This is a genomic window from Martinezella sp. CNPSo 3732 (genome assembly GCF_057784515.1).
Genome location: NZ_JBXSOO010000001.1, coordinates 82,325 through 104,719 on the forward strand (window position 1 = coordinate 82,325; position 22,395 = coordinate 104,719).

23 protein-coding genes are annotated in these 22,395 nt (G+C 60.4%); 13 read left to right on the top strand and 10 right to left on the bottom strand.

Annotation, left to right across the window (positions count from 1 at the left end; all coding sequences use genetic code 11):
• Positions 1-9 precede the first annotated feature (9 nt).
• The gene (locus tag AC13RM_RS00365; RefSeq protein ID WP_374823169.1) at positions 10-1,407 is read right to left on the bottom strand and encodes a HAMP domain-containing sensor histidine kinase; all 1,398 of its coding nucleotides are present in this window, start codon (positions 1,405-1,407) and stop codon (positions 10-12) included.
• A 4-nt stretch (positions 1,408-1,411) separates the two neighbouring features.
• Entirely contained in the window at positions 1,412-2,089 is a 678-nt protein-coding gene (locus AC13RM_RS00370) for a winged helix-turn-helix domain-containing protein (protein ID WP_374823172.1), read from the bottom strand.
• Positions 2,090-2,338: 249 nt separating this feature from the next.
• Between AC13RM_RS00370 and AC13RM_RS00375 the strand changes: the two genes are divergently transcribed.
• The 3 genes from AC13RM_RS00375 to AC13RM_RS00385 all read left to right on the top strand — a co-directional run bounded on the left by AC13RM_RS00375 (position 2,339) and on the right by AC13RM_RS00385 (position 3,990).
• On the top strand, positions 2,339-2,608 hold the full coding sequence (locus AC13RM_RS00375) for a hypothetical protein (protein WP_285176795.1): 270 nt from the start codon (positions 2,339-2,341) through the stop codon (positions 2,606-2,608).
• Between the two features lie 14 nt (positions 2,609-2,622).
• Positions 2,623-3,417, top strand: coding sequence for a COG4705 family protein (locus AC13RM_RS00380; protein ID WP_285176793.1), 795 nt, complete (start codon positions 2,623-2,625; stop codon positions 3,415-3,417).
• 312 nt (positions 3,418-3,729) lie between these two features.
• Positions 3,730-3,990 carry a DUF1344 domain-containing protein gene (locus AC13RM_RS00385; protein WP_374823177.1) on the top strand — a complete coding sequence of 87 codons (261 nt, stop codon included), beginning with the start codon at positions 3,730-3,732 and terminating at the stop codon, positions 3,988-3,990.
• Positions 3,991-4,081: 91 nt separating this feature from the next.
• Here AC13RM_RS00385 and AC13RM_RS00390 read toward each other — a convergent pair whose 3' ends face one another.
• From AC13RM_RS00390 to AC13RM_RS00425, 8 genes are all read right to left on the bottom strand, one after another.
• On the bottom strand, positions 4,082-5,203 hold the full coding sequence (locus AC13RM_RS00390) for an ABC transporter substrate-binding protein (protein WP_488554418.1): 1,122 nt from the start codon (positions 5,201-5,203) through the stop codon (positions 4,082-4,084).
• The gene (locus tag AC13RM_RS00395; protein WP_440479610.1) at positions 5,200-6,591 is read right to left on the bottom strand and encodes a sensor histidine kinase; all 1,392 of its coding nucleotides are present in this window, start codon (positions 6,589-6,591) and stop codon (positions 5,200-5,202) included. Before AC13RM_RS00395 ends, AC13RM_RS00390 begins: the two co-directional genes overlap by 4 nt.
• Positions 6,581-7,252 carry a response regulator transcription factor gene (locus AC13RM_RS00400; protein ID WP_440479609.1) on the bottom strand — a complete coding sequence of 224 codons (672 nt, stop codon included), beginning with the start codon at positions 7,250-7,252 and terminating at the stop codon, positions 6,581-6,583. The genes AC13RM_RS00395 and AC13RM_RS00400 overlap by 11 nt, the downstream gene beginning before the upstream one ends.
• 103 nt (positions 7,253-7,355) lie before the next feature.
• A complete protein-coding gene (locus tag AC13RM_RS00405; protein WP_440479608.1) occupies positions 7,356-8,417 on the bottom strand; it encodes an ABC transporter ATP-binding protein in 1,062 nt (353 codons plus the stop codon).
• The gene (locus AC13RM_RS00410; RefSeq protein ID WP_488554419.1) at positions 8,410-10,176 is read right to left on the bottom strand and encodes an ABC transporter permease; all 1,767 of its coding nucleotides are present in this window, start codon (positions 10,174-10,176) and stop codon (positions 8,410-8,412) included. Before AC13RM_RS00410 ends, AC13RM_RS00405 begins: the two co-directional genes overlap by 8 nt.
• An 89-nt stretch (positions 10,177-10,265) precedes the next feature.
• On the bottom strand, positions 10,266-11,330 hold the full coding sequence (locus tag AC13RM_RS00415; protein ID WP_440479606.1) for an ABC transporter substrate-binding protein: 1,065 nt from the start codon (positions 11,328-11,330) through the stop codon (positions 10,266-10,268).
• 344 nt (positions 11,331-11,674) lie between these two features.
• Positions 11,675-12,259, bottom strand: coding sequence for a tyrosine phosphatase family protein (locus AC13RM_RS00420; RefSeq protein ID WP_440479605.1), 585 nt, complete (start codon positions 12,257-12,259; stop codon positions 11,675-11,677).
• 124 nt (positions 12,260-12,383) lie between these two features.
• Positions 12,384-13,151, bottom strand: a complete 768-nt coding sequence (locus AC13RM_RS00425; RefSeq protein WP_440479604.1) for a metallophosphoesterase family protein — start codon at positions 13,149-13,151, stop codon at positions 12,384-12,386.
• Positions 13,152-13,280: 129 nt separating this feature from the next.
• Here AC13RM_RS00425 and AC13RM_RS00430 point away from each other — a divergent pair, with 129 nt between their 5' ends.
• The 10 genes from AC13RM_RS00430 (at position 13,281) to AC13RM_RS00475 (ending at position 22,333) form a co-directional block, all read left to right on the top strand.
• A complete protein-coding gene (locus AC13RM_RS00430) occupies positions 13,281-13,982 on the top strand; it encodes an ArsR/SmtB family transcription factor (RefSeq protein WP_488554420.1) in 702 nt (233 codons plus the stop codon).
• An 86-nt stretch (positions 13,983-14,068) separates the two neighbouring features.
• Complete coding sequence (locus AC13RM_RS00435) at positions 14,069-14,764, top strand: GntR family transcriptional regulator (protein ID WP_095438506.1); 696 nt, start codon at positions 14,069-14,071, stop codon at positions 14,762-14,764.
• A gap of 21 nt (positions 14,765-14,785) precedes the next feature.
• Positions 14,786-15,697 carry an agmatinase gene (locus AC13RM_RS00440; RefSeq protein WP_374823209.1) on the top strand — a complete coding sequence of 304 codons (912 nt, stop codon included), beginning with the start codon at positions 14,786-14,788 and terminating at the stop codon, positions 15,695-15,697.
• Between the two features lie 348 nt (positions 15,698-16,045).
• Positions 16,046-16,648 (top strand): amino acid synthesis family protein, encoded by a 603-nt coding sequence (locus tag AC13RM_RS00445; protein WP_488554421.1) that lies wholly within the window; start codon positions 16,046-16,048, stop codon positions 16,646-16,648.
• A gap of 24 nt (positions 16,649-16,672) precedes the next feature.
• Entirely contained in the window at positions 16,673-17,509 is an 837-nt protein-coding gene (locus tag AC13RM_RS00450) for an alpha/beta fold hydrolase (protein WP_374823215.1), read from the top strand.
• Positions 17,506-18,441 carry a flavin reductase family protein gene (locus AC13RM_RS00455; protein ID WP_374823218.1) on the top strand — a complete coding sequence of 312 codons (936 nt, stop codon included), beginning with the start codon at positions 17,506-17,508 and terminating at the stop codon, positions 18,439-18,441. Before AC13RM_RS00450 ends, AC13RM_RS00455 begins: the two co-directional genes overlap by 4 nt.
• Positions 18,438-19,478 (top strand): LLM class flavin-dependent oxidoreductase, encoded by a 1,041-nt coding sequence (locus tag AC13RM_RS00460; protein WP_374823221.1) that lies wholly within the window; start codon positions 18,438-18,440, stop codon positions 19,476-19,478. The genes AC13RM_RS00455 and AC13RM_RS00460 overlap by 4 nt, the downstream gene beginning before the upstream one ends.
• A gap of 5 nt (positions 19,479-19,483) precedes the next feature.
• Positions 19,484-20,947 carry an aldehyde dehydrogenase gene (locus AC13RM_RS00465; protein WP_374823224.1) on the top strand — a complete coding sequence of 488 codons (1,464 nt, stop codon included), beginning with the start codon at positions 19,484-19,486 and terminating at the stop codon, positions 20,945-20,947.
• A gap of 5 nt (positions 20,948-20,952) precedes the next feature.
• Positions 20,953-21,267: an NIPSNAP family protein gene (locus AC13RM_RS00470; protein ID WP_174172767.1), complete on the top strand. Its 315-nt coding sequence runs from the start codon at positions 20,953-20,955 to the stop codon at positions 21,265-21,267.
• Positions 21,268-21,322: 55 nt separating this feature from the next.
• Entirely contained in the window at positions 21,323-22,333 is a 1,011-nt protein-coding gene (locus AC13RM_RS00475) for an ABC transporter substrate-binding protein (protein ID WP_374823228.1), read from the top strand.
• Positions 22,334-22,395: the final 62 nt, after the last annotated feature.

Sequence of the window (22,395 nt, forward strand, 5' to 3'; positions counted from 1 at the left end):
GGGTTACAATCAAACCCGATCGGGTTCATTGGGAGTTCGTGTCGACCCTGGTATCTCTTGCGCGAGCGCTACTCTCGGAAAGTGCAAGCAGGCGCGCAAGCCCGGCTTGTTGTCTTCCAGCATGGCGGATGCACCATGGAGATCGGCGATTGCCTTTACGAGACTGAGTCCCAATCCATTCCCCGGCGTTGTGCGGCTTTTATCCAGGCGGTAGAGGCGCCTGAACACCAGCTCACGTTCTTCCTCGGGAATGCCGCTGCCGTTATCTGCTACGCATGCGCGATAATGTTGTTCTTCAGGCATCAGCGATAGGGTAATGATCGTGCCGGCCGGGCAGTGCGTGATTGCGTTTTCGATGAGATTGACGAAGAGCTGCGTGAGCAATTCCCGATCGCCATTTATCGTGTAGGAGCCCGCCGCCGATGGCTCCAATGAAAGGCTTTGCCCGTTATCTTCGGCGACATCAGCGTAGATTTCAGCGACCGCCGTCATGACGGCCTGGAGATCGACCGATTTGAAACGTGTCTTTCGGGCGCCTGCCTCGATCTGCGAGATGCGAAGCAGGGCTTCGAAGGTTGCGTTGATCCTGGCCGTCTCATCACTGGCGTCAAGAAGCAGGTCTTCTACATTTTCAGACCGCTCCAGACGCTGCAGCGCTCGTTCGATGGTCAATCCGAGCCGATTGAGGGGTGTCTTCAGATCGTGTGCTATATCCGTGCTGACCTGCCGCATGCCTTCGACGAGCGCGGAAAGCCGGGCAAGGGCCTGGTTCATATGCGTGGAAACGACGTCGATATCGTCGCCATTGCTGCGGATCGGAATTCGCCGTGCCAGGTTCCCCGCGGAGACGTCAATCAGAGTTCGCTCGATCGCTTCCAGTCGGCGCTGCGTACGCGTCGCAAGCACGGTTCCGCCCAGGACAATTGCCCCGACGATGATGACCGAGGCCCAGGCGAAGCTCATCAAAGCAATCTGCTCGATCCGATCGGTTTCGCGGTAGCTCTGGCCGACGATCAGGCTGTTGCCGCCGACATTGCCGGCGACGAGACGTACCGGATCGTCGTCACCAAGTCCGAACAGCGCTGCGGGAACGGTCGAAAGTCCGGGTTTGACAGTTGCGGCACGAACATTTCCGGCGAGCCTTGCTCCCTTGTCGTCGAGCAAAAGGAAAACCTGGTCTTCCGGGCGCTTGAGGATCGAATAGGTATCGACCGCCGCGATGAGGTCCTCCAGGTCGTTCGAGGAATAGGTCGAGGCGACGACCGAATATGTGTCCTTGATGGATACGTCGAGCGACCTCGCCAGTTCACGCGTCATCAGGCCGTAGGCGACAAAACCGGCGATGAGAAAGGCGACGATGAAGAAGAGCCCGAAGGATATCGCCAGCCTGAGCGGCGTGCTGCGCAACAACCTATCGCGGTGCATGTAGGCAATAGCCGGTGTTGCGAACCGTGTGGAGCAGAGAAACATCGAACGGCTTGTCGATCTTTGCTCGCAGCCGGCTGATATGGGTCTCCACCACGCTCGTCTTCGGATCGAAGTGAAAATCCCATACGCTTTCCAAAAGCATCGTGCGCGTCAGCACGCGGCCTTCGCCCCGCATGAGCGCCTCCAGCAAGGTGAACTCCCGCGGTTGCAGATCGATGGCAATTCCGCGCCTATGCACCTGGCGCTTCACCACATCGAGCTCGAGATCGGCGATCCTGAGTACCGTCTTCCGATCCTGGACCGGCGGCCGGCGTGCCAGGGCATTGACGCGCGCCAGAAGCTCGGAGAAGGCAAATGGCTTGGTCAGATAGTCGTCTCCGCCGGCTTCAAGCCCTTCGACCCTGTCGTCGACGCCGCTGACCGAAGTCAGGAACATTGCCGGCGTCTTGATCTTTGCCGCTCTTGCAGCCTTCACTAGGGAAAGGCCATCGAGCCCCGGAACCATCCGGTCGATAACCAGCACGTCATATTGCTCCCTGGTGACTTGAAAGAGCGCATCGGTCCCGTCTCTAAGGACGTTACAGATATGGCCGGCTTCGCTGAGCCCGCGCGCGATGTATTCGGCGGTCTTTAGATCATCTTCCACCACTAGGATCTTCATGCCAATCCAGGCTCCGTCAATTCACCACGACTGCCTAGATGCCTCAAGAAGGTGTCTGCAACCTGAACGGCTTCTTACAAATGCGTAAGGATGAGCGGTTGGCAGCGTCGGCATTTCTTACGAAACGGTATTGTTCGAGCAAAGGCCGCGTAAAGGCGACCGCATAGAACATGGAGGCGTTGGTTGCATGTTCGATGCGGCCGACGACCAACCCAAGCGGCAGTCCGGCCGCCTATCGGAGCCCCTCCCATGACCAAGCGTAACGTGATCCGCCTCTTGAACGCCGCCGTTTTCTCCTGTCTGGTCGCACTTCCCGTTGCCAGCCACGCCGCCGCCGCCCGCCCATGCGAGGACGCGCTCAAGGAGATGCGCACGGCGAAAGCATCCGCAAAATTGACGTCCGATGCCAAGTCGAAGGTCGATGCGCTGGAGGCGAAAGCCGTCGAGCGCTGCAATGCAGACGACGACAAGCGCGCCGATGCCTTTCTCCAAGAGGCAATGACGCTGATGGGCAAGTAAAACGGGGGTATGTCATGAACTCGCTGTCATATGCCATAGGAAGCAATGTCCTCAATCGGGTTCCGCGGGTCACCGGAGACTTCTGGTTGATCAAGCTGCTCGCCGTCACGATGGGAGAAACGGCCGCCGACTATCTTGCCGTCAACATGGGCCTCGGGCTGGTCGCCACATCCGCGATCATGACGGCGGTGCTCATCGGTGCGCTTACCCTGCAGTTTCTGCAGCGGCGCTACGTGCCATGGGCCTATTGGACCGCCGTCGTGATGATCAGCGTTGTCGGAACGCTTTTGACCGATAACCTGACCGACAATCTGGGGGTACCTCTTCAGGTGTCGACCATCGGCTTCACCATTGCGCTCGCGCTCACCTTCTTCATCTGGTGGAAGAAAGAAGGCACGCTGTCCATTCACTCGATCTTCACGGCAAGACGCGAGGGGTTCTACTGGCTGGCGATCCTCTTCACCTTCGCTTTGGGCACGGCGGTCGGCGATCTGATCGCGGAAGTCTTTGGCCTGGGATATGTCATGACCGGGTTGATCTTCCTCGGCATCATTGCCGTCATAGCGATCGGCCATTTCAACTTCGGCATGAACGCTATTCTGGCTTTCTGGCTGGCTTATATCTTCACGCGGCCGCTCGGTGCGTCTTTCGGAGACCTTCTTTCCCAGCCGCTGGAATATGGCGGCCTGGGATTCGGAACGATCTATACGAGCGCCTTGTTTCTGGGGGCAATCATATTGACCGTCATGTATATGACGGCCACTTACGAGCCCGAAACCGCATCGGACGCCGAACAGGATCGTTTCTAGAGCGGAACTCGTGAGGCACACCGTCGAAGGAGGGGCCGCTCGTATCTTCGTTGCGGCAAACGGCTTCAGGCAGGAAAACCTTTTGATGTTCCCCGGCTCCATTTGCCAGCGGATCGTCGGAGGTTTCCTGCCTGAATTTGCGCTGTCTGGGCAAACTTTGCCAGACGAAGACCAAAATCTCTACCGATGTCTAATTTGTAAGAATCCGGCAAAGTGCAGGGAAGGATCACTGCTTAGCTTTCCAAGCGGCCGACGATGTCGGCCAATGCCCAATCAGGCCCCAAACACGCTTGCAAATCAAAGGAGTGAATTATGCGGAAGAGATATTTGGCGATCGGCGTTCTTGCGACCTCGACCCTGGCTGCGGGTATGGCGCTTGCTCGTGATGAGACAGGAACCATCACCAATATCGATGCGAAAGCGGACCAGATCACGCTGTCCTCGGGAACAACGGTAAACTTGCCGGAAAATATCGAAGTCGAATCTTTCAAGGTCGGCGAGCGGGTTGCTGTCCATTACAGCGTCCAGAAATCCGGCGCGGCGCTTGCATCGAAAGTGAGCCCGGTGAAATAGCATGGCTCACCAGGGCCGTTGCCTCCCGGCATGGCCTCGACGGGACTGGGCGACATTCGCCCGGTCCCGGTCGCGCAAGTCGATCTGCCCCTTATGGTTTTCCAGTGCCGGGTGGTGGCGATCCGGGATTGCTCAGCATCGAGTGGCTCCAATCATCTATGAAGCGACGCCGTTGCGCCTCGTCCTGGGCGGCAAGCAATGCGGGGCCGATGCGGATCGGCTGAACGAAGCTCAGTTCACCGAGGGTCGACGGCCCGTCGACCCCTTCGGGAATATTGCCTTTCTCGGTAAAGAAAAAGGCCTTGCGCCGTGCCAGATCCTGGCCGCGTTTGGAGAGGAGATAATCGAGAAAGCGTCGGGCAAGGTCCGGCCGCCGTGCTGTTTTCGGTATCAGCACGCCACGGCTCAGGATCAGCGTATAGTCGCGTGGAATGATGACCCTCAGATCGGGGTTGGCCTGAGCAGCGGCATAGGAGTAGGACCCGATCATGTTGTAGGCGAGATAGATCCTTCCGCTGGCGATCTGCTGCAGGATGGTCCCGGTGCAACAGCTGACCTTCACATCGGCACGGCTCATGCTTTCGAGAAGACGGCCATAGGTCGCGGTCGCCTGACGGGCATCGCTGAAGGCGAGGAGATAACCGACGCCTGACGTCCTGATGTCGAAGGTACCCACTCGCCCCTCGTAATAGTCGAGCCTGCGCCGCAGCAGATCGGCAAGCTCGGCGCGGGTGCGCGGTACGTCGCTCGATGGTACGTAGCGCGCGTTGTAGACGAAGACCGCCGGTTCGAAGGTGAAGCCGAAGACCTCGTCGCGCCAATTGGCCCATTTGGGCACCTGGGCGGTTTCCGATGAACTATAGGCCGAGGCGCAGCCATTATTGGCCAGGCTGACCAGCTGATCGAGCGATGAGGAAAGCCAAAGGTCGCCAAGCGACGTGTTCTGCTCGCAGGCAGCGCTTGCCTTCCGATGCAGCTCATTCGTGACATAGTCGGAATAGTCGATCGTAATATCCGGCGCTATCTCCTGAAAATCCCGGATCAACGGCTCCATGGCCTGGAGATCGGCAGCGCCATGGATCGACAGGCGGGCCGTCTCGCCATTAACAGCTGGGAAGAGCTTTGTCGTGCCCTCGACAGCTGTTACCAGGGTCGGCGTAAAGACGAAGGCCGCAAAGCTCAGCCAGGAGGCGAAGAGGAGCCGCGGTTTCATTTTCCCTCCCTATGAATGCGCGGAAGAGCAAGAATGACGGTGAAGCCATGCGCATCCTCGTCCTTGGCGCGAAACTGCAGCGCGCCACCATGCGCGGCCGCGACTTCCGAGGCGATGGCAAAGCCAAGCCCCGCACTTCCTTCGCCGGCTTTCGATGTCTGAAAGCGCTGGGTGACACGCGGCCACTCTACGGAGGGAATGCCAGGACCATCATCCTCGACTTCGACATGGGCAAGGGGGCCTGCATCGCGCACGCGTACCTCCAGCCTGGAAAGGGTTCCGTGGCGAAGCGCATTGTCGATGACGTTGACGATCGCCTCCCGCAGGCTGACCGGATCGCCGAGAACCGCAAGCTCGACATCGGCCTCTTCGAAGGAGACGACGATATCGGGGTCGACCGTGATCGGCACGGCCACGCGGAAGGCACGCCTGGCGATTTCATTGAGATCGACGGGTTCGAGTTGCACGGATTCGGCGCGGTGGATGACCATGGCATGGCTCAGGAGCTGGTTGGTCAATCTCGCCAGCTCATCGGCGCGCTGCTGGACGCGTCCGAGATGCTGCCTGTCCGCCTCGTCCAGCTTGTCGTTGTTCAAGAGGTCGAGCTGTGCTGTCAGTGCCGTCAGCGGTGTCCGTATCTGGTGTGCCGCATCCGCGATGAAACGCTGCAGCAGCACGACGCGTTCGTTGAGGCGACCCATGAAGTGATTGATGGAGCCAACGAAGGGGCGAAGCTCACGCGGCACGGATACGGAAAGAGGCGTGAGATCCTGTGGATCGCGGCGGCGAAGAGCTCCGCCGAGCTGGTTGACCGGTCGCAGCGCCTGGCGGATGGAGAGGATCATGACCACCAGCGCTAGGAAACACATGATGACGATGGTGATCGCGGCGCCGAGCGTCAATTCATGCGTCAGTCCGCGGCGCGCTCCGACGGTCTGGGCGAGGATAACATGCGCCCAGCCCGAGGCCGCCGGGTCGGAGAGGGCTCGCCCGACGACCGCGATCCGCACGGCTTCACCCTTGTAGAGGCCGGAACTCAGGACCGGCTCTCGGCGAACCGTGCCGAGATCGACGTCGGTTTCCAGATCGCGATGACCGGTGAGTGTCTTTCCGGAGGGGTCGAGGATGCGATAGAAGATGCGGTCGCGGTCGGCGAGCCCCAGCATCTCGAATGCGGAAGCCCTCAGATCGACGATCAGCGCGCCTTCCTGAACCGCAAGACCATCGGCGATCTGCAATGCTGCGCCGACCAGAACCCGATCATAGGCATCATCGGCTGCGGTGCGTGCCGAATACCAGCTCGCGGTTATGAGTATTCCAGCGCCGGCAGTCAGAAGAACCGACATGACGACCGCCAGGCGGGCAAAAAGCGAGCGATCAAGCGTCATCGGAGACCAGCTGATAGCCGATGCCGTGAAGCGTGACGATGCGAGCCTTCGCCCCTTCCAGCTTCTTGCGCAGTCGCCCGACATAAAGCTCGATCGCGTTGGCGCTGACCGCTTCGTCGAAGCCGTAAAGCTGGTCGAGCAGCTCCTGCTTGCTGAAGACGCGTCCGGGCCGGGAAGCAAAGATTTCCAGTAGCGTCATCTCCCTGCGCTTCAGCTGCACCTCACGCTTGCCGACTTTGACCGAGCGGCTGGTGCGATCGAGCACGATGTCGCCACAGGTGACGAAGTTGGTGGCGTCCCCACTGCGCCTACGTAACAGCACCCGGGCGCGGGCTTCAAGCTCGCGAAAGTCGAAGGGTTTGACGAGATAGTCGTCGGCGCCGAGATCGAGGGCACCGACGCGATCGTCGACCTCGGAGCGTGCCGTCAGCATCAGGACGGGCGTCGTCACCCGGGCGCGCCGCAACCCTTTGAGGATTTCGAAGCCATTAAGACCGGGCAGCATCACGTCGAGGATGACGAGATCGTAGTCGGTGAAGGCAAGGATCTCGGCCGCGACGCCGCCATCCGTCTGCCAATCGACGGTGTGGCCGGTCGCCTGGAAGCGCCGGCAGATGGCTTCGCCGACATCCTGCGTATCCTCAACGAGCAGAATGCGCATGGCGTTCGTCTGGCCCGATCCTCATGAATTGCAGATGCAACGTTCCTCCCTTTCCGGAGCGGTCCGGCTCTTCACGGAAGCTCCGAACCGCTTTCCTATTGCTTTAGGCCGCTTCCGGGTACAGCCAAACGCTCTCGCGCGGTATCTCGGCCCAGACCGTGCCCGCCGCCATCATTTTCGGACCGAAGGCCTTGGCCTTGAATTCGCCGTAGGACAGGCGGTACTCCCAGCGGTCGCCGAGGAACAAGCATGCCTCCAGCTGCATCTCGATGCGGCCCGGTGCCGGCTGGTCGAAAACGGCCACCTGCTCGACGCGGATGACGGCCTTGCCCTCGCTTTCCGCCCCATCCCCCATCATCACGCCATCGAGCTGCCAGTTGCTACCATGGATGCTGGCGATAGCGCCATCGCGTTTGATGCGCCCGGAGGCAACGTTGTTCGCGCCGAGAAAATCGGCAACGTAGAAGCTTGAGGGCTTCGAATAAATATCCTGCGGCGGACCTTCCTGCGCCACCTTTCCGTTGCGCAGCAGTAGGATATTGTCGGAGGCTGCGAGCGCCTCGGCCTGGTCATGGGTGACGAGAACGCCGCAAATGCCGAGATCGAGAACGAGCTTGCGGATCCAGTAGCGGGCCTCTTCGCGCAGTTTCGCATCCAGATTGGACAGCGGTTCGTCCATGAGCAGGATCTTCGGCTCATAGACAAGGGCGCGGCAAATGGCGACACGCTGCTGTTGTCCGCCTGAAAGCTGATCCGGATAGCGCTCGGCGAGGTGGCCGAGACCGATCTTGCCGAGCGTGTCGAGGACGCGCTTTTCGGCATCCGCCTTGTTGACGCCTCTGAGCTTCAGGCCATAGGCGACATTTTCCGCGACGGAACGATGCGGCCACAGCGCATAGGATTGGAAGACCAGCCCGATATTGCGGTTTTCCGGCGCCATGGTCAGCCGTTTGTCGCCATCGAAAACAACCGATCCCGCGATATTGATCTGTCCGACCTCGGGTTGTTCGAGACCGGCAATGCAGCGCAGCAGGGTCGTCTTGCCACTGCCTGAGGCACCGAGCAGCGAGACGATCGAGCCGCGATTGGCGGTAAAGGAGGCGCCCTGGAGAATATGCAGGCCGCCGAGATATTTATGGACGTTTTGAACGATGAGATCAGTCATGGATCTTGGCTCCGAGACGAAGGGCAAGGGCAAGGCCGCTGCCGGTAAGAAAGATGCTGACAAAGGCGAGGGCGGCGATCGTATCCATGGCGCCGGACTGGAGTTGCGCCATCATGAGGGAACCGATGACCTCGGTGCCGGCACTCATCAGATAGATGCCGGTGGCGTAATCGCGCAGGAACACGATTATGATCAGCGCCCAGGCGCCGACCAGACCCGGCCGGATGATCGGGATGACGATGTCGCGCCAGCTCCGGCCGATGGTCGCGCCCGTGGTGCGCGCGGCCTCTTCCAGTTCGGGGCTAACCTGGATCAGCGTGCCCTGCAGCAGGCGCAGACCATAGGAAAGGCCGACGATCACATAGGCGGCGAACAGGCTGATCAGCGTCGTTCTGAGTGGAATGAGGAAGGGCACGAACAGGAACAGCCAGAAGAAGGCAAGGCCGATGATGAGGCTCGGCATGGCGCGGGGCAATAGCACCATATAGTCGAGCACGGTGTTCGAGAGGCCCCTGTGGCGGTGCCCGGCAAGCCCGATCAGGAGATAGATCGCGACCGCCGCCGCGCCACCCACCACGGACAGGATGACCGTGTTGATGATGCCGCGAAACAGCGTCGGCACTTCCAGGAGCGTGGCGAAATGCGCGACGGTCAGATGCGCCAGCGGATTGACGCCCTGGCCCCAGGCATCGACGAAGGCGCGAAGCACAATGCCGCCGATCGGCAGCAGCACCGACACGAAGAGCCAGAAGCCGATGAAGGAGAGCGCGATGATCTGGCCGGTCGGTCCAAGACGCATCACGGTCGTTCGCGGCCCCTTGCCCCCGAGCGCGGCATAGCGGCGGCTGTGGCGCAGCAGGCGGCGCTGATACCAGACGAGCGGCAGCGTCAACAGCACGAGCAGGACAACGACGACGGCCATCAGCTGATAGGTCGGCACGCCGAACAGCGTCGTGAGCTTGTAGACATAGGTTGTCAGCACGATAATGCCGCTCGGATCACCCAGGACATAAGGGACGCCGAACATCTCGAAGCCGATCAGCAGGTTGAGAGCGGTCGCAAAGACCAGTGCCGGCAGAACCATAGGCAATGTCACGTCCAGGCAGACCCGCCAGATCGGCGAGCCCATCGACCGTGCCGCCTCTTCCAGATCGGACGGCAGATTGCGCATGGCGGCTGAGACATAGAGATAGACATGCGGCACATGGGCAAGCCCGGTGACGATGACGATCCCGGTCAGCGAATAGAGGTTCCAAGGTGCTGCCCCGAAGAGATCGCGCGACAGCATGGTGAGGAAGCCCGCCGGGCCGACGGCGACCGTGTAGCCGAAGGCAAGCACGATGGCCGAGATGAACATCGGCACGAGGACGACGACTTCGAGCGCCTTGCGGAATTTGACGTCCGTTCTGGTGAGCAGGAAGGCGAGGGCGGCTCCGAGAGGCACCGCGATCGCCACCATGCCGACTGCCATGATGACCGTGTTCCAGAGCGCATCGTAGAACATTTCGTCGGTCAGAATATAGCGATAGGCCTCGATGGAGAGCTTGCTTTTCGATGCGAAGAACGGTCCGTCGAGCAGGCTCTGGTAGATGATGAGCGCGATCGGTGCCAGCACGACAACGGCAAGCAGACCGATGACGATGCGCCTGAAGCCGAGGGCATTGGCCGGCTGTGGGATCGGGGTGAATGTTGGGCTCGCATGAGCCGCTGGTCGCCCGGCGTGAGACAGGGTCGATACTGGCGTCGACGGTGCCGACATCGGCGCTCCTCCTTCTCGATGATTGCTGTTTGCGAGCATTCCCGCTTCCGCTCGGCCGCGGGAATGCTCTCAGGTGATTGGGTGTGGCGTCAGCTCTTGACCGATCCGCGCCACTTCTTCAGGAAATCGAGGCGCTTCATGGGATCCATGAACTCCAGGCGCGAGTCGTCGAGCGCGATGGGCTTGAGGTTGCCGCCGACCAACGCGTTGATGGTATTGAGGTTGTAGCCCTGGTCGACATCGGTGCGCAGCGACGGCATGCCCTTCGAGGCAATGGCGTTCTGACCTTCCTGGGACAGCATGAAATCGAGGAAGAGCTGCGAGGCGTTGGGGTGCGGTGCGTTCTTGATGACGGCGGCGACGCGCGAAAAGGCTGGCGTATAATCCTGGCCGAAGGCGACGCCGAGATTGGAGGCGCTCTTGACCCAATCGAGCGCATAGGAGCCGATCAGGTTGAAGGCGATGACGTTCTCGCCGGAGACCACCGTTTCGCGCATGGAGCCGGTCGAGGAATAGGTCTTGCCCTTGGCCATGCCGAAGGCTGCGACCAGATCCCAATAATCGCTACGCTGCTTGGAGTCGTTCGTCTGGATCATGAAGCCGACGCCGGACTTTTCCGGATCGAAGGTGGCGACCTTGCCGGCGACATCCGCCTTGCCGAGGAATTCGATCAGAGCTGCGCGGGTGCGGGGAACCTCGTCCTCCTTCAGGGCAAGCTTGTTGTAGATCATGCCGATCGGCTCGAGCGTGGTGGCATAGACCGTCTTGTCGTAGACCGCCCAGCTGGGCAGCGCGCCGATTTCCGTCGAGGCATAGGAAGCAAGATAGCCATCGGCTGCGAGCTTCACGGTCTGGTCCATCGCCGACGTCCAGACAAGATCGCCTCCAACCTGGCTGGCTGCGGCTTCGGAAATGATGCGGTTATAGACGCCGTTGGTGCCGATATCGTTGTAATCGATGCGAATGCCTGGATATTTCTTGGTGAAGGCATCGAGCAGGGCCTGGGCCTGCGACAGATCGGTCGCGGCATAGATGGCGATCACACCTTCCTTCTTAGCGGCTGCGATCAGATCTTCGCTTGCCGCGAAGGCCGCGCCGTTGATGCCGATGGCGAAAGTGGCTGCGATGCTGAGTTTCTTGAATAGCAGTGACATCTGAATCCCTCCCGTTGACTGCTGTATGGTTTTGGTAGCCGCCTGCATCCCCGAGGGACGCGTATAGACGGCGCGGCTCTCCTGGCGGAAAGCCGGCGAATAGGATGTGATTGGCTGATGGTTGCCGGCGCCGATTGCCGGATGGCAGGCGCTAGTCGCGGCCGAGCGCGGTTTTCATGATATCTCCTCCCCGATGGCTAGCCGGCTCACGAGCCGACCGTCTCTGTCCTCTACAGATTGCAGCCAAGGTGACATCGATTCCTGTCAGGGAACTGTCACGGCGGAAGAAGATGTATAATCAGGCTGCCGTGTTGGCGGCCGGCTTCCGGCAGAAGTAGCGATCCTTACGCAGGGATCGCCATATTGAGTTCTGTCTGACGTCCGAGATGCGTCATCCAGTCGACAAAGTCAGGCCGCCCCTTGATCTGCCGGCCATAATGACGGGCAAGTGCCACGTTCAAATCGCCCTTCCGGCCGAGCTGTTCGTCTGCAAAGCCGATCATCTGGGAGTTCGGCCAGGCCTGCGGGCGGATGGCTACCAGACGAGCAAACAGGCTCTCGCCGGGCTCGTCGGGGTTGGCTTGAGCCATCAATGACAGCATGGCGGCGGTGGAGCGCGATACGCCCATATGGCAATGCACCAGCAGATGACTTGAGGCCTCGAGATCTTGTTGCGCCTGAAACTCGGAGCCGAATTTCAGGATCGCTTCGACATGTTCCGGCTGGGGCATGACCCGCCCTGGAGCGGTCGCGATAATATCGTGGAAACGAAGCGTCGTGCGATGATGCTTGGCATAGGAGTGGAAGACATCGAGCTCGGGATATTCCGGGTCGAGAAGGGAAAGCACATGGGTGACGTTTCGTGCGCGTTGATCGGGCAACTCCTCAATGCCACAAACCGTGAGTTCCGGAGAGAGAAGCACGCTCATTGTCATATCCTTCAAATCAGCTGGCGATTCCGCAGTGCTCCGATACGATATTTGTCATCGCCCTGAAGTGAAAGTGCTTTTTCCCCCGTTGCCACGAAGTGGGGAGCCAAGGCATCCGCGCCGGCTAGCTCTTTGAAAACAAGACGACCTGCGTTTTGATCTCTTCTTCGTCAATCTCCAGAATGCGATAGCCGAATGCCCCGGTGTCGGCCTTCAGACGTTCGGATTGCTTGACGATCTGATAGGAGACCGCTGGCGAGACATATTGCCTGATGTTTGCCTCTCGGGCTTCGTCGATCATGTGATAGTGACCGCAGAACAGCGATATCCGGCAATCCATGCCGATCAGAAGCGACCTGACCTCATCCCGATCGCGCAGGGCTGCACCGGTTCGATCTATCGGCGTCTCGAGCGGCAGGATCGGATGATGCAGAAAGATTGCGGCCCGCTTCACACCCTTGAGTTCGCGGGCGAGCCACTTGCTCTGGCCGTCGCCGACGGCGTTGTCGGACGTATCGAGGAAAATCCGTTTCAGATGCGGATCTTGCTGCGAGTAGCACAGCTTCCCCGCCACGGTACTGCCGCCCATGTCGTAGTACGGCGCGACATTGCCGTATGTATCGTGGTTGCCGAGGATGAGCGACACATTGAAGGCATAAGCGCGCAGGAGTTCGAAAAAGCCGCCGACCGAATGTGCGGTGCCGATGTCGCCGCCGAAGACGACCTTGGAAATGCCCTTGCGAGCGATGTCGTCGAGGACCAAGCGGAGGTGGTGCTCGTGCTCTTGCGGCGTCTCTTCATAGCCCATTTTCTCGCCGGCAATTTCGTTCTTGCCGACCAACTTCTGGCCGAGATGCGTGTCGGTGAAAAAGGCGAGGATGGTCTTCGTCATGGGTCGGTTCCGTGGCCATTGCTTGAGCGTTCAGTCTAAGACGGCCATCTGCCCCAATGCTTCGATGCGTGTCGAAACATGCGAACTATTTCGGTGCTATGATGCTGCCTGACTTGAAGAGACCTAGACATGACGACCCAGCCGAACATAGCCGCCGTTGCCTTTCTGATTGCCGATCCTGCGCGGGCCGCCATGTTGTCGGCGCTCCTCGATGGCCGGGCGCGGCCAGCCGGCGAGCTTGCCTACGCGGCCGGCGTGACGGCACAGACGGCCAGTTCCCACCTGGGCAAATTGTTGGCCGGCGGGCTGCTGGTCGTGGAAACCGAGGGGCGGCACCGATACTATCGTCTCGCCGGTTCCCATGTCGCGCTGGCGCTCGAGACCCTGGCCTCGATCGGTCCGGCGGAGCCCGTGCGCAGAAAGCCGCTGACCCGGGATGCGCGGAAGCTTCGGTTCGCACGCTGCTGCTATGATCATCTGGCCGGCCGGGTCGCGATCGCCGTGACTCATGGGTTGTTGGAGAAGGGGTTCCTTGTCGCGGCCGAAAAGAAACGGTTCGAGCTTACGTCGGCCGGTGCAGAGTGGTTCGACCGCATGGGCATGAACACGGCCAGTATCAGACCCACGCGCTACGGGCTTGCCCGGCAATGCCTCGATTGGACGGAGAGAGAACATCATCTTGCCGGACCCCTTGGCGTTCATTTGACCAACCTCCTCTTCGCGGAGGGTTGCATACGGCGGGCGCCTTCGTCCCGCGCCGTTGACGTGACGCCGAAAGGCTGGAAGGTGTTGAAGGAGCATTTCGGCATTCAAGAACAAGCCTTGCTCTGACGGGCGCTCTGCTGCATTGACTTCATTTCGACAATAGATGATTTTGGTAGGCCATATTATGGTATCCGAAGATCGAGGGTGCGGAAATGAATGATGATGCGCAGGGCGCCGCAATTCGCGTGGAGCGTCCGACGAAGACGCTGCGGGAGCTCGCTCTCGACAAGGTGCGAGAGGCGATCATCAACGGCTATTTCCGCCCGGGCGACCGACTGGTCGAACGCGATCTTTGTGCCCAGCTCGGCGTCAGCCGCACGATCGTGCGCGAGGTCCTGCGCCATCTCGAATCCGAAGGCCTCGTCGCCAATCTTCCGAACAAGGGACCGATCGTCGCCCAGCTCAATCACGACGAAGCCAAGCAGATCTACGAGATCCGTGCCGCACTCGAAGGGATGGCGGCACGGCTTTGCGCCGAGCAGAACAATCCCGCGATCGCCGATGCCCTGGACAAGTCGCTCGAGGACATAAGACATAGCTACCGCGAGAAGGACATGGCCGGCGTGCTCGCTCACACATCGTCCTTCTATCAGACGCTGTTCAGCATGGTCGACCGCCATGTCGCCTGGGGCGTCGTCAACCTTCTGACCGTGCGCATCAACCACCTGCGCTCCATGACGATCAAGACGCAAAATCGCGATGTCCAGGGGCCTGCGCAGATGGCGCGTATCGTCGATGCTATCAGGCGTGGTGACGGCGATGGTGCCTATCAGGCGGCGATGGATCATGTCACCAGCGCAAGCGCCATTGCCCAGGCCGTGCTTTCCGGGCGGCAACCGATCGATTGATTTCTCGCCAAGGCTATGAAGATGACGGCTTCCTCTTCCTTTCTCGGCTTCCCGGACCGCTTTGACGAGGGTCGTCTGCCGCGTGTGGTGATCTTCGGCGCCGGTCACGGCAGCACCTATCCCGGCAAGGACAGCAGCGGCTATGCCCTGTCGGGCGGAGCGATCCGCGCTGCCAGCCAAGACGATGCCGGGCTGGTCGAACACTGGGATTTCGATCTCGGCGGCCCGCTGTTCGCAGGCAAGCCCGCTTGCTGCGTCGATGCCGGAAACATCGAGACTGTCATGCACGACAACGCCGGCAACCGGGACCGGATCGAGGCGAAGACGCGCGAGGTGCTGGCATTGCCGGTCGTGCCGATCCTGCTTGGCGGCGATTGTTCCGTCACGATCCCCTTCATCGCCGGCTTTGCGGATGAGGGGCCGGTCTGGATCTTGCAGATCGATGCCCATATCGACTGGCGCGACGAGTTGCATGGCGAGCGCTACGGTTATTCAAGCCCGATGCGGCGGGCAAGCGAGATGCCGCATGTCGCCGGAATGGTGCAGGTCGGTCTGCGCAGCGTCGGCAGCGCCCGTCCTTCGGATGTGGAGACGGCACTGCGCTATGGCAGCTGCTTTGTCACGGCCCGCGAGATCCACGCCCAAGGGGTCGAAGCCGCTCTTCGGCATATTCCGGAGGGAGCTCGGGTCGTCGTCACCCTGGATTGCGACAGCATCGATCCCGGCATCATGCCGGGCGTGGCGGCGCGGACCCCCGGCGGTCTCACCTATACGCAGGTTATCGACCTGATCGCCGGCCTAGGCCGGCGGGCTGACATTGCGGGCTTCGATCTGGTGGAGCTCTATCCCCCCGCCGATATCGACGGCCTTTCGGCCCTGACCGCCGCGCGCATTGTCGTCAATGCAATCGGCGCTATCGTCCGCCAGGGGTAACGCTGGCGAAATTCCCGCCGTGTGAGGGGCCGACTTGCACGACGCCGGACGATACCGGTGGGCGTCACACCTCATCACATGTCGTTTGCCTGGTGAAGCGGGTTGACTCTCCCACGCCTTCGATATGACGGTATACCATAATAACAATACAAAAGCGGAACATCGACAGCTGAAGATATGCGACGACAAGCACTGCTTTCGCGGGTGCTTGTCGCCTCTATCGATAAGGCGCTGAGACAGCTGATTATTTCTGATGTGCGGCAGGTTTTTCAATCCGGTCGCTCAAAGACGCTTGACAGTCTTATATTATGGCATACCATCATACGTAATCTTAGATGAGAGTGAACCATGAGCCTTCAAATCCGAAAAACCGTCCTGCAGATCGAAACGACGCTTGTCGAAGGGGGGAAGGCGGCAGTGACGCCGTTGAAGCTCTTTTCGGCCTGCGCAATCGTCAAAAATCCCTGGGCCGGCCGCGGCTTCGTTGCGGATCTAAAGCCCGAGATTCATACCGCTGCGCCTGTTCTCGGTGAATTGCTCACCAGGATGATTATCGATGCGGTCGGATCGGGCGAGGCGGTCGAAGCCTATGGCAAATCGGCAGTCGTCGGTCTCGATGGCGAAATCGAACATGCATCCGCGCTGATCCACACCCTGCGGTTCGGCAATCACTATCGCCATGCCGTCGGCGCCAAATCCTATCTCGCTTTCTGCAACACGCGCGGACCGGCCAATGCACCGATCATGATCCCGCTGATGGACAAGAATGATGAAGGCCGTCGTTCGCATTATCTGACGATCCAGACGTCGGTCCCCGATGCGCCTGCCGCCGATGAGATCGTCGTGGCTCTCGGCGCCTCCGTCGGTGGGCGGCCGCACCATCGCATCGGCGATCGTTACCAGGACTTCAAGGATCTGGGGCAGGACGCCTCCAATCCGGCCGGCGTGTAAGGATCGGATGTCTGGATGCCGGCGATGGAAACCATGGACCAGAGCAAGCCCGATCATCTGAAGACGGAAGGTTTGCTTCGCAAACACACGGCAGGCGGCACGGCCTATCATGAGGTTGGCAAAGGCGAGCCACTGGTTCTGATCCACGGCGTCGGCATGCGGCTTGAAGCTTGGACGCCACAGATCGAGGTTTTTTCTCGTAGCCATCGCGTCATCGCCGTCGATATGCCAGGGCACGGCGAAAGTGCTGCATTGCCGGCGGGAAGCCCGCTTGAAGCCTTCGTCGCCTGGTTCGGTGGTTTCCTTGATGAGATGGAACTCGGCAAGGTCAACGTTGCCGGACACTCGATGGGTGCGCTCGTTGCCGGAGGGGCTGCCGCCACCTTCGGTGAGCGGATCAAGCGGGTCGCTTATCTCAATGGCGTCTTTCGGCGCGACCCCGAGGCCAAGGCGGCCGTGCTTGCACGCGCAGCGGCAATACCGCTTTCAGGTGTCGACAAGGAAGGCCCGCTGCTGCGCTGGTTCGGGGATGATGCTCAAAGTGAAATCGCGCGGGAGCTTACGCGGAACTGGCTGAGCCTTGTGGATCCGAAAGGTTATGCCACAGCCTATGCGGCTTTCGCCGGCGGCGATGAGACCTATGCGGATCGCTGGCCGGCTGTCATGGCGCCGGCTCTGTTCCTGACGGGTTCGGACGATCCGAATTCGACGCCGCGGATGGCGGAGCAGATGGCCGCGGCAGCGCCTAATGGCTGGGCGCGCATCGTCGAAGGCCACCGCCATATGGTGAACCTGACGGCGCCTGAAATCGTCAATGAGCTGCTTGCCGAGTGGCTTTCATGCGGGGAGGACGCAAGATGACGACACAAGATTTCGATCCACGGGCGTTGCGTGACGCCTTCGGCGCATTTCCGACCGGCGTGACGGTCGTCACCGCGCGCGATGAGGCGGGTCTGCCCATCGGCTTTACCGCAAATTCCTTCATCTCAGTTTCGCTCGATCCGCCGCTTCTTCTCGTCTGTCTCGCCAAGACCTCGCGTAATTTCGCGGCCATGACGAGCGCGAAGCACTTTGCCATCAATGTGCTGTCGGAAACGCAGAAGGCCGTCTCCAACACCTTTGCGCGGCCCGTCGAAGACCGGTTCGCCGCCGTCGAGTGGAATTCGGGTGCCGATGGTTGCCCAATCCTTGCCGATGTCGCCGCATGGTTCGAATGTGCCATGGAACAGGTGATCGAGGCCGGCGACCATGTCGTCCTGATGGGACGCATCGTCTCGTTCGACAATAGTGGCCGCAATGGACTCGGCTATGCTCGCGGCGGCTATTTCACGCCGATCCTGGCAAGCAAGGCGGTCTCTGCCGCGGTGGAAGGCAATATCGAGCTTGGTGCGGTGGTTGAGCGCGATGGTGAAATCCTGCTGCTTGGCAATGATGTTCTTGCTCTTCCGAATTGCGAGGGCAGGGAGGGCAGCCCCGCCGATATTCTCGGCCATTATCTGCAGGCGCTGACCGGTCTTTCGGTAACGGTCGGCTTTCTCTACTCGGTCTATGAAGGCAAGAGCGACTGTAAGCATCACATCGTTTATCGCGCCTTCGCCTCGCAAGGCGAGCCGCGCGAGGGCAGGTTCCTGAAGCCGGATGCGCTGAAGACGGCGCGCTTCAAGACCAGTTCGACGGCCGATATCGTCGCCCGCTTCGCTCTGGAAAGCCAGATCGGCAATTTCGGGGTCTATTTTGGCGACGAGACCTCCGGCATGGTGCGGCCGGTTTCCGGGAAGGCGGTGCAGGCATGAAATTCTCTCTCTTCGTTCACATGGAGCGCCTCGACGCGAGCCAGACGCATAAAAGCCTCTATGAGGAATTCGTTGCGCTGTGCGAGATCGCCGACAAGGGTGGCATGCACGCGATCTGGACGGGCGAGCATCACGGGATGGATTTCACCATCGCGCCCAATCCCTTCGTGACCATCGCGGACCTGGCGCGCCGGACATCGCGGGCAAGGCTCGGCACGGGAACTGTGATCGCGCCGTTCTGGCATCCGATCAAGCTTGCCGGTGAAGCGGCCATGGCCGACATCATCTGCGACGGCAGGCTCGATATCGGCATTGCCCGCGGCGCCTACTCTTTCGAATATGAACGGCTGCTACCGGGTCTCGACGCTTGGGGTGCCGGCCAGCGCATGCGCGAGCTCATCCCCGCCATCAAAGGCATCTGGCAAGGGGACTACGCCCATAATGGCGAGTTCTTCAAATTCCCGTCGACCACTTCGGCGCCGAAGCCGCTGCAAGAGCCGAACCCGCCGATCTGGGTTGCAGCGCGCGACCCGAATTCGCACGAATTTGCCGTTGCCAATGGCTGCAATGTCCAGGTGACGCCACTTTGGCAGGGGGATGACGAGGTCGAGACGCTGATAGGCCGTTTCAACGATGCCTGCGCCAAGAACACGCATATCGAGCGGCCGAAGATCATGCTCCTGCGGCATACCTATGTCGGCTCGTCCGAGGATGACATCGCGCAGGCCGCCCACGAGCTCAGCGTCTATTACAACTACTTCTTCGCCTGGTTCAAGAACGAGAAGCCTGTCCATCAGGGCCTGATCGAGCGCATTCCCGAAGAAGAGATTCTAGCCAACGCCATGCTGTCCGATGCTGTCATGCGCAGCAACAATGTCGTCGGCGATGCGTCGACAGTGATTGCCCGGCTAAAGACCTATGAAGCGATGGGTTACGACGAATATTCCTTCTGGATCGACACAGGCATGTCCTTCGAGCGCAAGAAGGCCTCGCTCGAGCGCTTCATCGCCGAGGTCATGCCGGCATTTGCGGAGTAAACGCCATGCAGCGCTTCCGGTATTATATCGACGGTGAGTTTCTGGAGGGGGAAGCCCGCTTCCAGAGTATCGATCCCGCGACCGGCGACGTCTGGGCAGATATGCCGGAAGCGCGGGAGGCTGATGTCGACCGCGCCATCGATGCCGCCGAGAGGGCGCTTTATGATGGTCCTTGGGCGAAACTGACGGCGACGCAGCGCGGCAAGCTGCTCTACAGGCTCGCAGATCTCGTTGCGGCCAATGCCCAGAAACTTGCCGAATTGGAAACGCGCGACACCGGCAAGATCATTCGCGAGACCTCAGCGCAGATCGCTTATGTTGCCGACTACTATCGCTACTATGCCGGCATCGCCGACAAGATTGAGGGCTCCTATCTGCCGATCGACAAGCCGGACATGGATGTCTGGCTGCGCCGCGAGCCGGTCGGCGTCGTTGCCATGGTCGTGCCCTGGAACAGCCAGCTGTTCCTGTCGGCCGTCAAGATCGGCCCGGCGCTCGCCGCCGGCTGCACCATGGTCGTCAAGGCATCTGAAGATGGACCGGCACCGCTACTGGAATTCGCGCGGCTGGTCCATGAAGCTGGCTTTCCGTCCGGCGTCGTCAACATCATCACCGGTTTCGGCCCTTCCTGCGGTGCGGCACTTGGACGGCATTCCAAGGTCGCGCATATCGCCTTTACCGGCGGGCCAGAGACGGCGCGCCATGTCATCCGCAATTCGGCGGAGAACCTCGCCTCGACATCGTTGGAGCTCGGGGGAAAGTCGCCCTTCATCGTCTTTGCCGATGCCGATCTCGAGAGCGCCGCCAATGCGCAAGTCGCGGGCATTTTCGCGGCGACTGGTCAAAGCTGCGTTGCCGGTTCCCGCCTGATCATCGAAGCCAGCGTCAAGGAAGCATTTCTGTCGATCCTCAAGCGCAAGGCCGAAGCAATCCGCATCGGCTCACCGCTTGACATGGCAACCGAGGTCGGTCCGCTCGCCACCAAGAGACAACAGGATCATGTGGCCGCGCTTGTCCAAAAATCCATCAAGAGCGGCGCTCGGCTCGTCACCGGCGGGCAAAAGCCCGACGGCGTGGGTTACTATTTCCCGCCGACGATCCTCGATTGCGATGGTGTCAGCTCTCCGTCATTGGCCGAGGAATTTTTCGGGCCGGTTCTGTCGGTTGTCTCCTTCGAGACGGAAGCCGAAGCCCTGAGATTGGCAAACGACACCCGCTATGGTCTCGCATCCGGCGTCTTCACCCAGAACCTCACGCGCGCCCATCGCCTGATGAAGGGCATCCGCGCCGGCGTCGTCTGGGTCAACACCTATCGCGCGGTATCGCCGATCGCACCGTTCGGCGGCTTCGGTCTTTCCGGCCATGGCAGGGAAGGCGGGCTTGCGGCCGCACTCGATTACACGCGCACCAAGACGATCTGGCTGCGGACATCGGATGATCCGATCCCCGATCCCTTCGTCATGAGGTAGCGCCTATGTTTTACGAGATCCGCACCTACCGGCTGAAGAACGGCACGATCCCGCAATATCTGAAGGTCGTCGAAGAGGAAGGGATTGCCATCCAGAAGGCGCATCTCGGCAATCTTGTCGGCTACTTCCATTCGGAAATAGGTGTCATCAACGAGATCGTGCACATCTGGGCCTATTCAAGCCTCGATGATCGTGAGGCGCGACGCGGGCGGCTGGCGGCGGACCCCGAGTGGCAGGCTTTCCTGCCAAAGATACGCGACCTGATCGAACAAGCGGAAAACAAGATTATGAAGCCCGCCGGTTTCTCCCCCTTGGGATGAACGGGGGGGTGCGTAAGGCATGCCTCTAAAAACTGAAAAACAAGGACAAGGGAACATGAAAGCAAGAATTGCACTCGCGGCCTTTGCCGCAATGATAGCAGCATCCATGCCCGCCAAGGCCGATACCATGGTCTTTACGAGCTGGGGAGGAACGACGCAGGATGCGCAGAAAGTTGCCTGGGCCAACCAGTTCACGGCAAAGACCAACATCGGCGTCATGCAGGACGGCCCGACTGATTATGGCAAGCTGAAAGCGATGGTCGAAGCCGGCCAGGTGAGCTGGGACGTCGTCGACGTCGAGGGCGATTATGCCGCGCAGGCTGGAAAGGCCGGTCTGCTCGAAAAGCTGGATTTTTCGGTCATCGATAAATCGAAGCTCGATCCGCGTTTCGTGAGCGACTATTCCGTCGGCAGCTTCTATTATTCCTTCGTTATCGGCTGCAACGCGGATGCCGTGAGCGCCTGCCCGAAGACCTGGGCGGATCTCTTCGACACCAAGAAATTTCCCGGCAAGCGCACCTTCTACAAGTGGTCTGCGCCGGGCGTCATCGAGGCGGCGCTCTTGGCCGATGGCGTTCCCGCCGACAAGCTCTATCCCCTCGATCTCGATCGTGCCTTCAAGAAGCTCGATACGATCAAGTCGGATATCGTCTGGTGGTCGAGCGGCGCGCAATCACAGCAGCTGCTGGCGTCGGCCGAAGCGCCTTTCGGCAGTCTCTGGAATGGCCGCATGACCGCGCTTGCCAATAGCGGCGTCAAGACGGAGACCTCCTGGAGCCAGAACATCACGGCAGCGGATTCCCTTGTCATTCCCAAGGGTGCGCCGAACCTCGAAACGGCGATGAAGTTCATCGCACTCGCGACCTCGGCACAGTCGCAGGCCGATCTGGCGAAGGCCACCGGATATGCGCCGACCAACCTCGGCTCGGCGAAACTGATGGACCCTGAGATAGCCAAGACCTTGCCGGACCAGCAGACCGCCAGCCAGGTCAATGCCGACATGAATTATTGGGCTGCAAATCGGGATGCCATCGGCAAGAAGTGGTACGCCTGGCAGGCGCAGTAAGCGGCGGAGATGACCAGACCACCGCGGAAAAATCTCCGCGGTGGGGCAATGCGAGGTCCAGG

Bases quoted from the DNA above. Each gene is read 5' to 3' on its own strand.
- AC13RM_RS00470 (WP_174172767.1), top strand. From the start codon at position 20,953: ATGTTTTACGAGATCCGCACCTACCGGCTGAAGAACGGCACGATCCCG.
- AC13RM_RS00475 (WP_374823228.1), top strand. From the start codon at position 21,323: ATGAAAGCAAGAATTGCACTCGCGGCCTTTGCCGCAATGATAGCAGCA.
- AC13RM_RS00450 (WP_374823215.1), top strand. From the start codon at position 16,673: ATGGAAACCATGGACCAGAGCAAGCCCGATCATCTGAAGACGGAAGGT.
- AC13RM_RS00390 (WP_488554418.1), bottom strand. From the start codon at position 5,203: ATGAAACCGCGGCTCCTCTTCGCCTCCTGGCTGAGCTTTGCGGCCTTC.
- AC13RM_RS00460 (WP_374823221.1), top strand. From the start codon at position 18,438: ATGAAATTCTCTCTCTTCGTTCACATGGAGCGCCTCGACGCGAGCCAG.
- AC13RM_RS00435 (WP_095438506.1), top strand. From the start codon at position 14,069: ATGAATGATGATGCGCAGGGCGCCGCAATTCGCGTGGAGCGTCCGACG.
- AC13RM_RS00430 (WP_488554420.1), top strand. From the start codon at position 13,281: ATGACGACCCAGCCGAACATAGCCGCCGTTGCCTTTCTGATTGCCGAT.
- AC13RM_RS00415 (WP_440479606.1), bottom strand. From the start codon at position 11,330: ATGTCACTGCTATTCAAGAAACTCAGCATCGCAGCCACTTTCGCCATC.
- AC13RM_RS00445 (WP_488554421.1), top strand. From the start codon at position 16,046: ATGAGCCTTCAAATCCGAAAAACCGTCCTGCAGATCGAAACGACGCTT.
- AC13RM_RS00420 (WP_440479605.1), bottom strand. From the start codon at position 12,259: ATGAGCGTGCTTCTCTCTCCGGAACTCACGGTTTGTGGCATTGAGGAG.
- AC13RM_RS00465 (WP_374823224.1), top strand. From the start codon at position 19,484: ATGCAGCGCTTCCGGTATTATATCGACGGTGAGTTTCTGGAGGGGGAA.
- AC13RM_RS00400 (WP_440479609.1), bottom strand. From the start codon at position 7,252: ATGCGCATTCTGCTCGTTGAGGATACGCAGGATGTCGGCGAAGCCATC.
- AC13RM_RS00375 (WP_285176795.1), top strand. From the start codon at position 2,339: ATGACCAAGCGTAACGTGATCCGCCTCTTGAACGCCGCCGTTTTCTCC.
- AC13RM_RS00395 (WP_440479610.1), bottom strand. From the start codon at position 6,591: ATGACGCTTGATCGCTCGCTTTTTGCCCGCCTGGCGGTCGTCATGTCG.
- AC13RM_RS00410 (WP_488554419.1), bottom strand. From the start codon at position 10,176: ATGTCGGCACCGTCGACGCCAGTATCGACCCTGTCTCACGCCGGGCGA.
- AC13RM_RS00425 (WP_440479604.1), bottom strand. From the start codon at position 13,151: ATGACGAAGACCATCCTCGCCTTTTTCACCGACACGCATCTCGGCCAG.
- AC13RM_RS00440 (WP_374823209.1), top strand. From the start codon at position 14,786: ATGACGGCTTCCTCTTCCTTTCTCGGCTTCCCGGACCGCTTTGACGAG.
- AC13RM_RS00385 (WP_374823177.1), top strand. From the start codon at position 3,730: ATGCGGAAGAGATATTTGGCGATCGGCGTTCTTGCGACCTCGACCCTG.
- AC13RM_RS00370 (WP_374823172.1), bottom strand. From the start codon at position 2,089: ATGAAGATCCTAGTGGTGGAAGATGATCTAAAGACCGCCGAATACATC.
- AC13RM_RS00380 (WP_285176793.1), top strand. From the start codon at position 2,623: ATGAACTCGCTGTCATATGCCATAGGAAGCAATGTCCTCAATCGGGTT.
- AC13RM_RS00405 (WP_440479608.1), bottom strand. From the start codon at position 8,417: ATGACTGATCTCATCGTTCAAAACGTCCATAAATATCTCGGCGGCCTG.
- AC13RM_RS00455 (WP_374823218.1), top strand. From the start codon at position 17,506: ATGACGACACAAGATTTCGATCCACGGGCGTTGCGTGACGCCTTCGGC.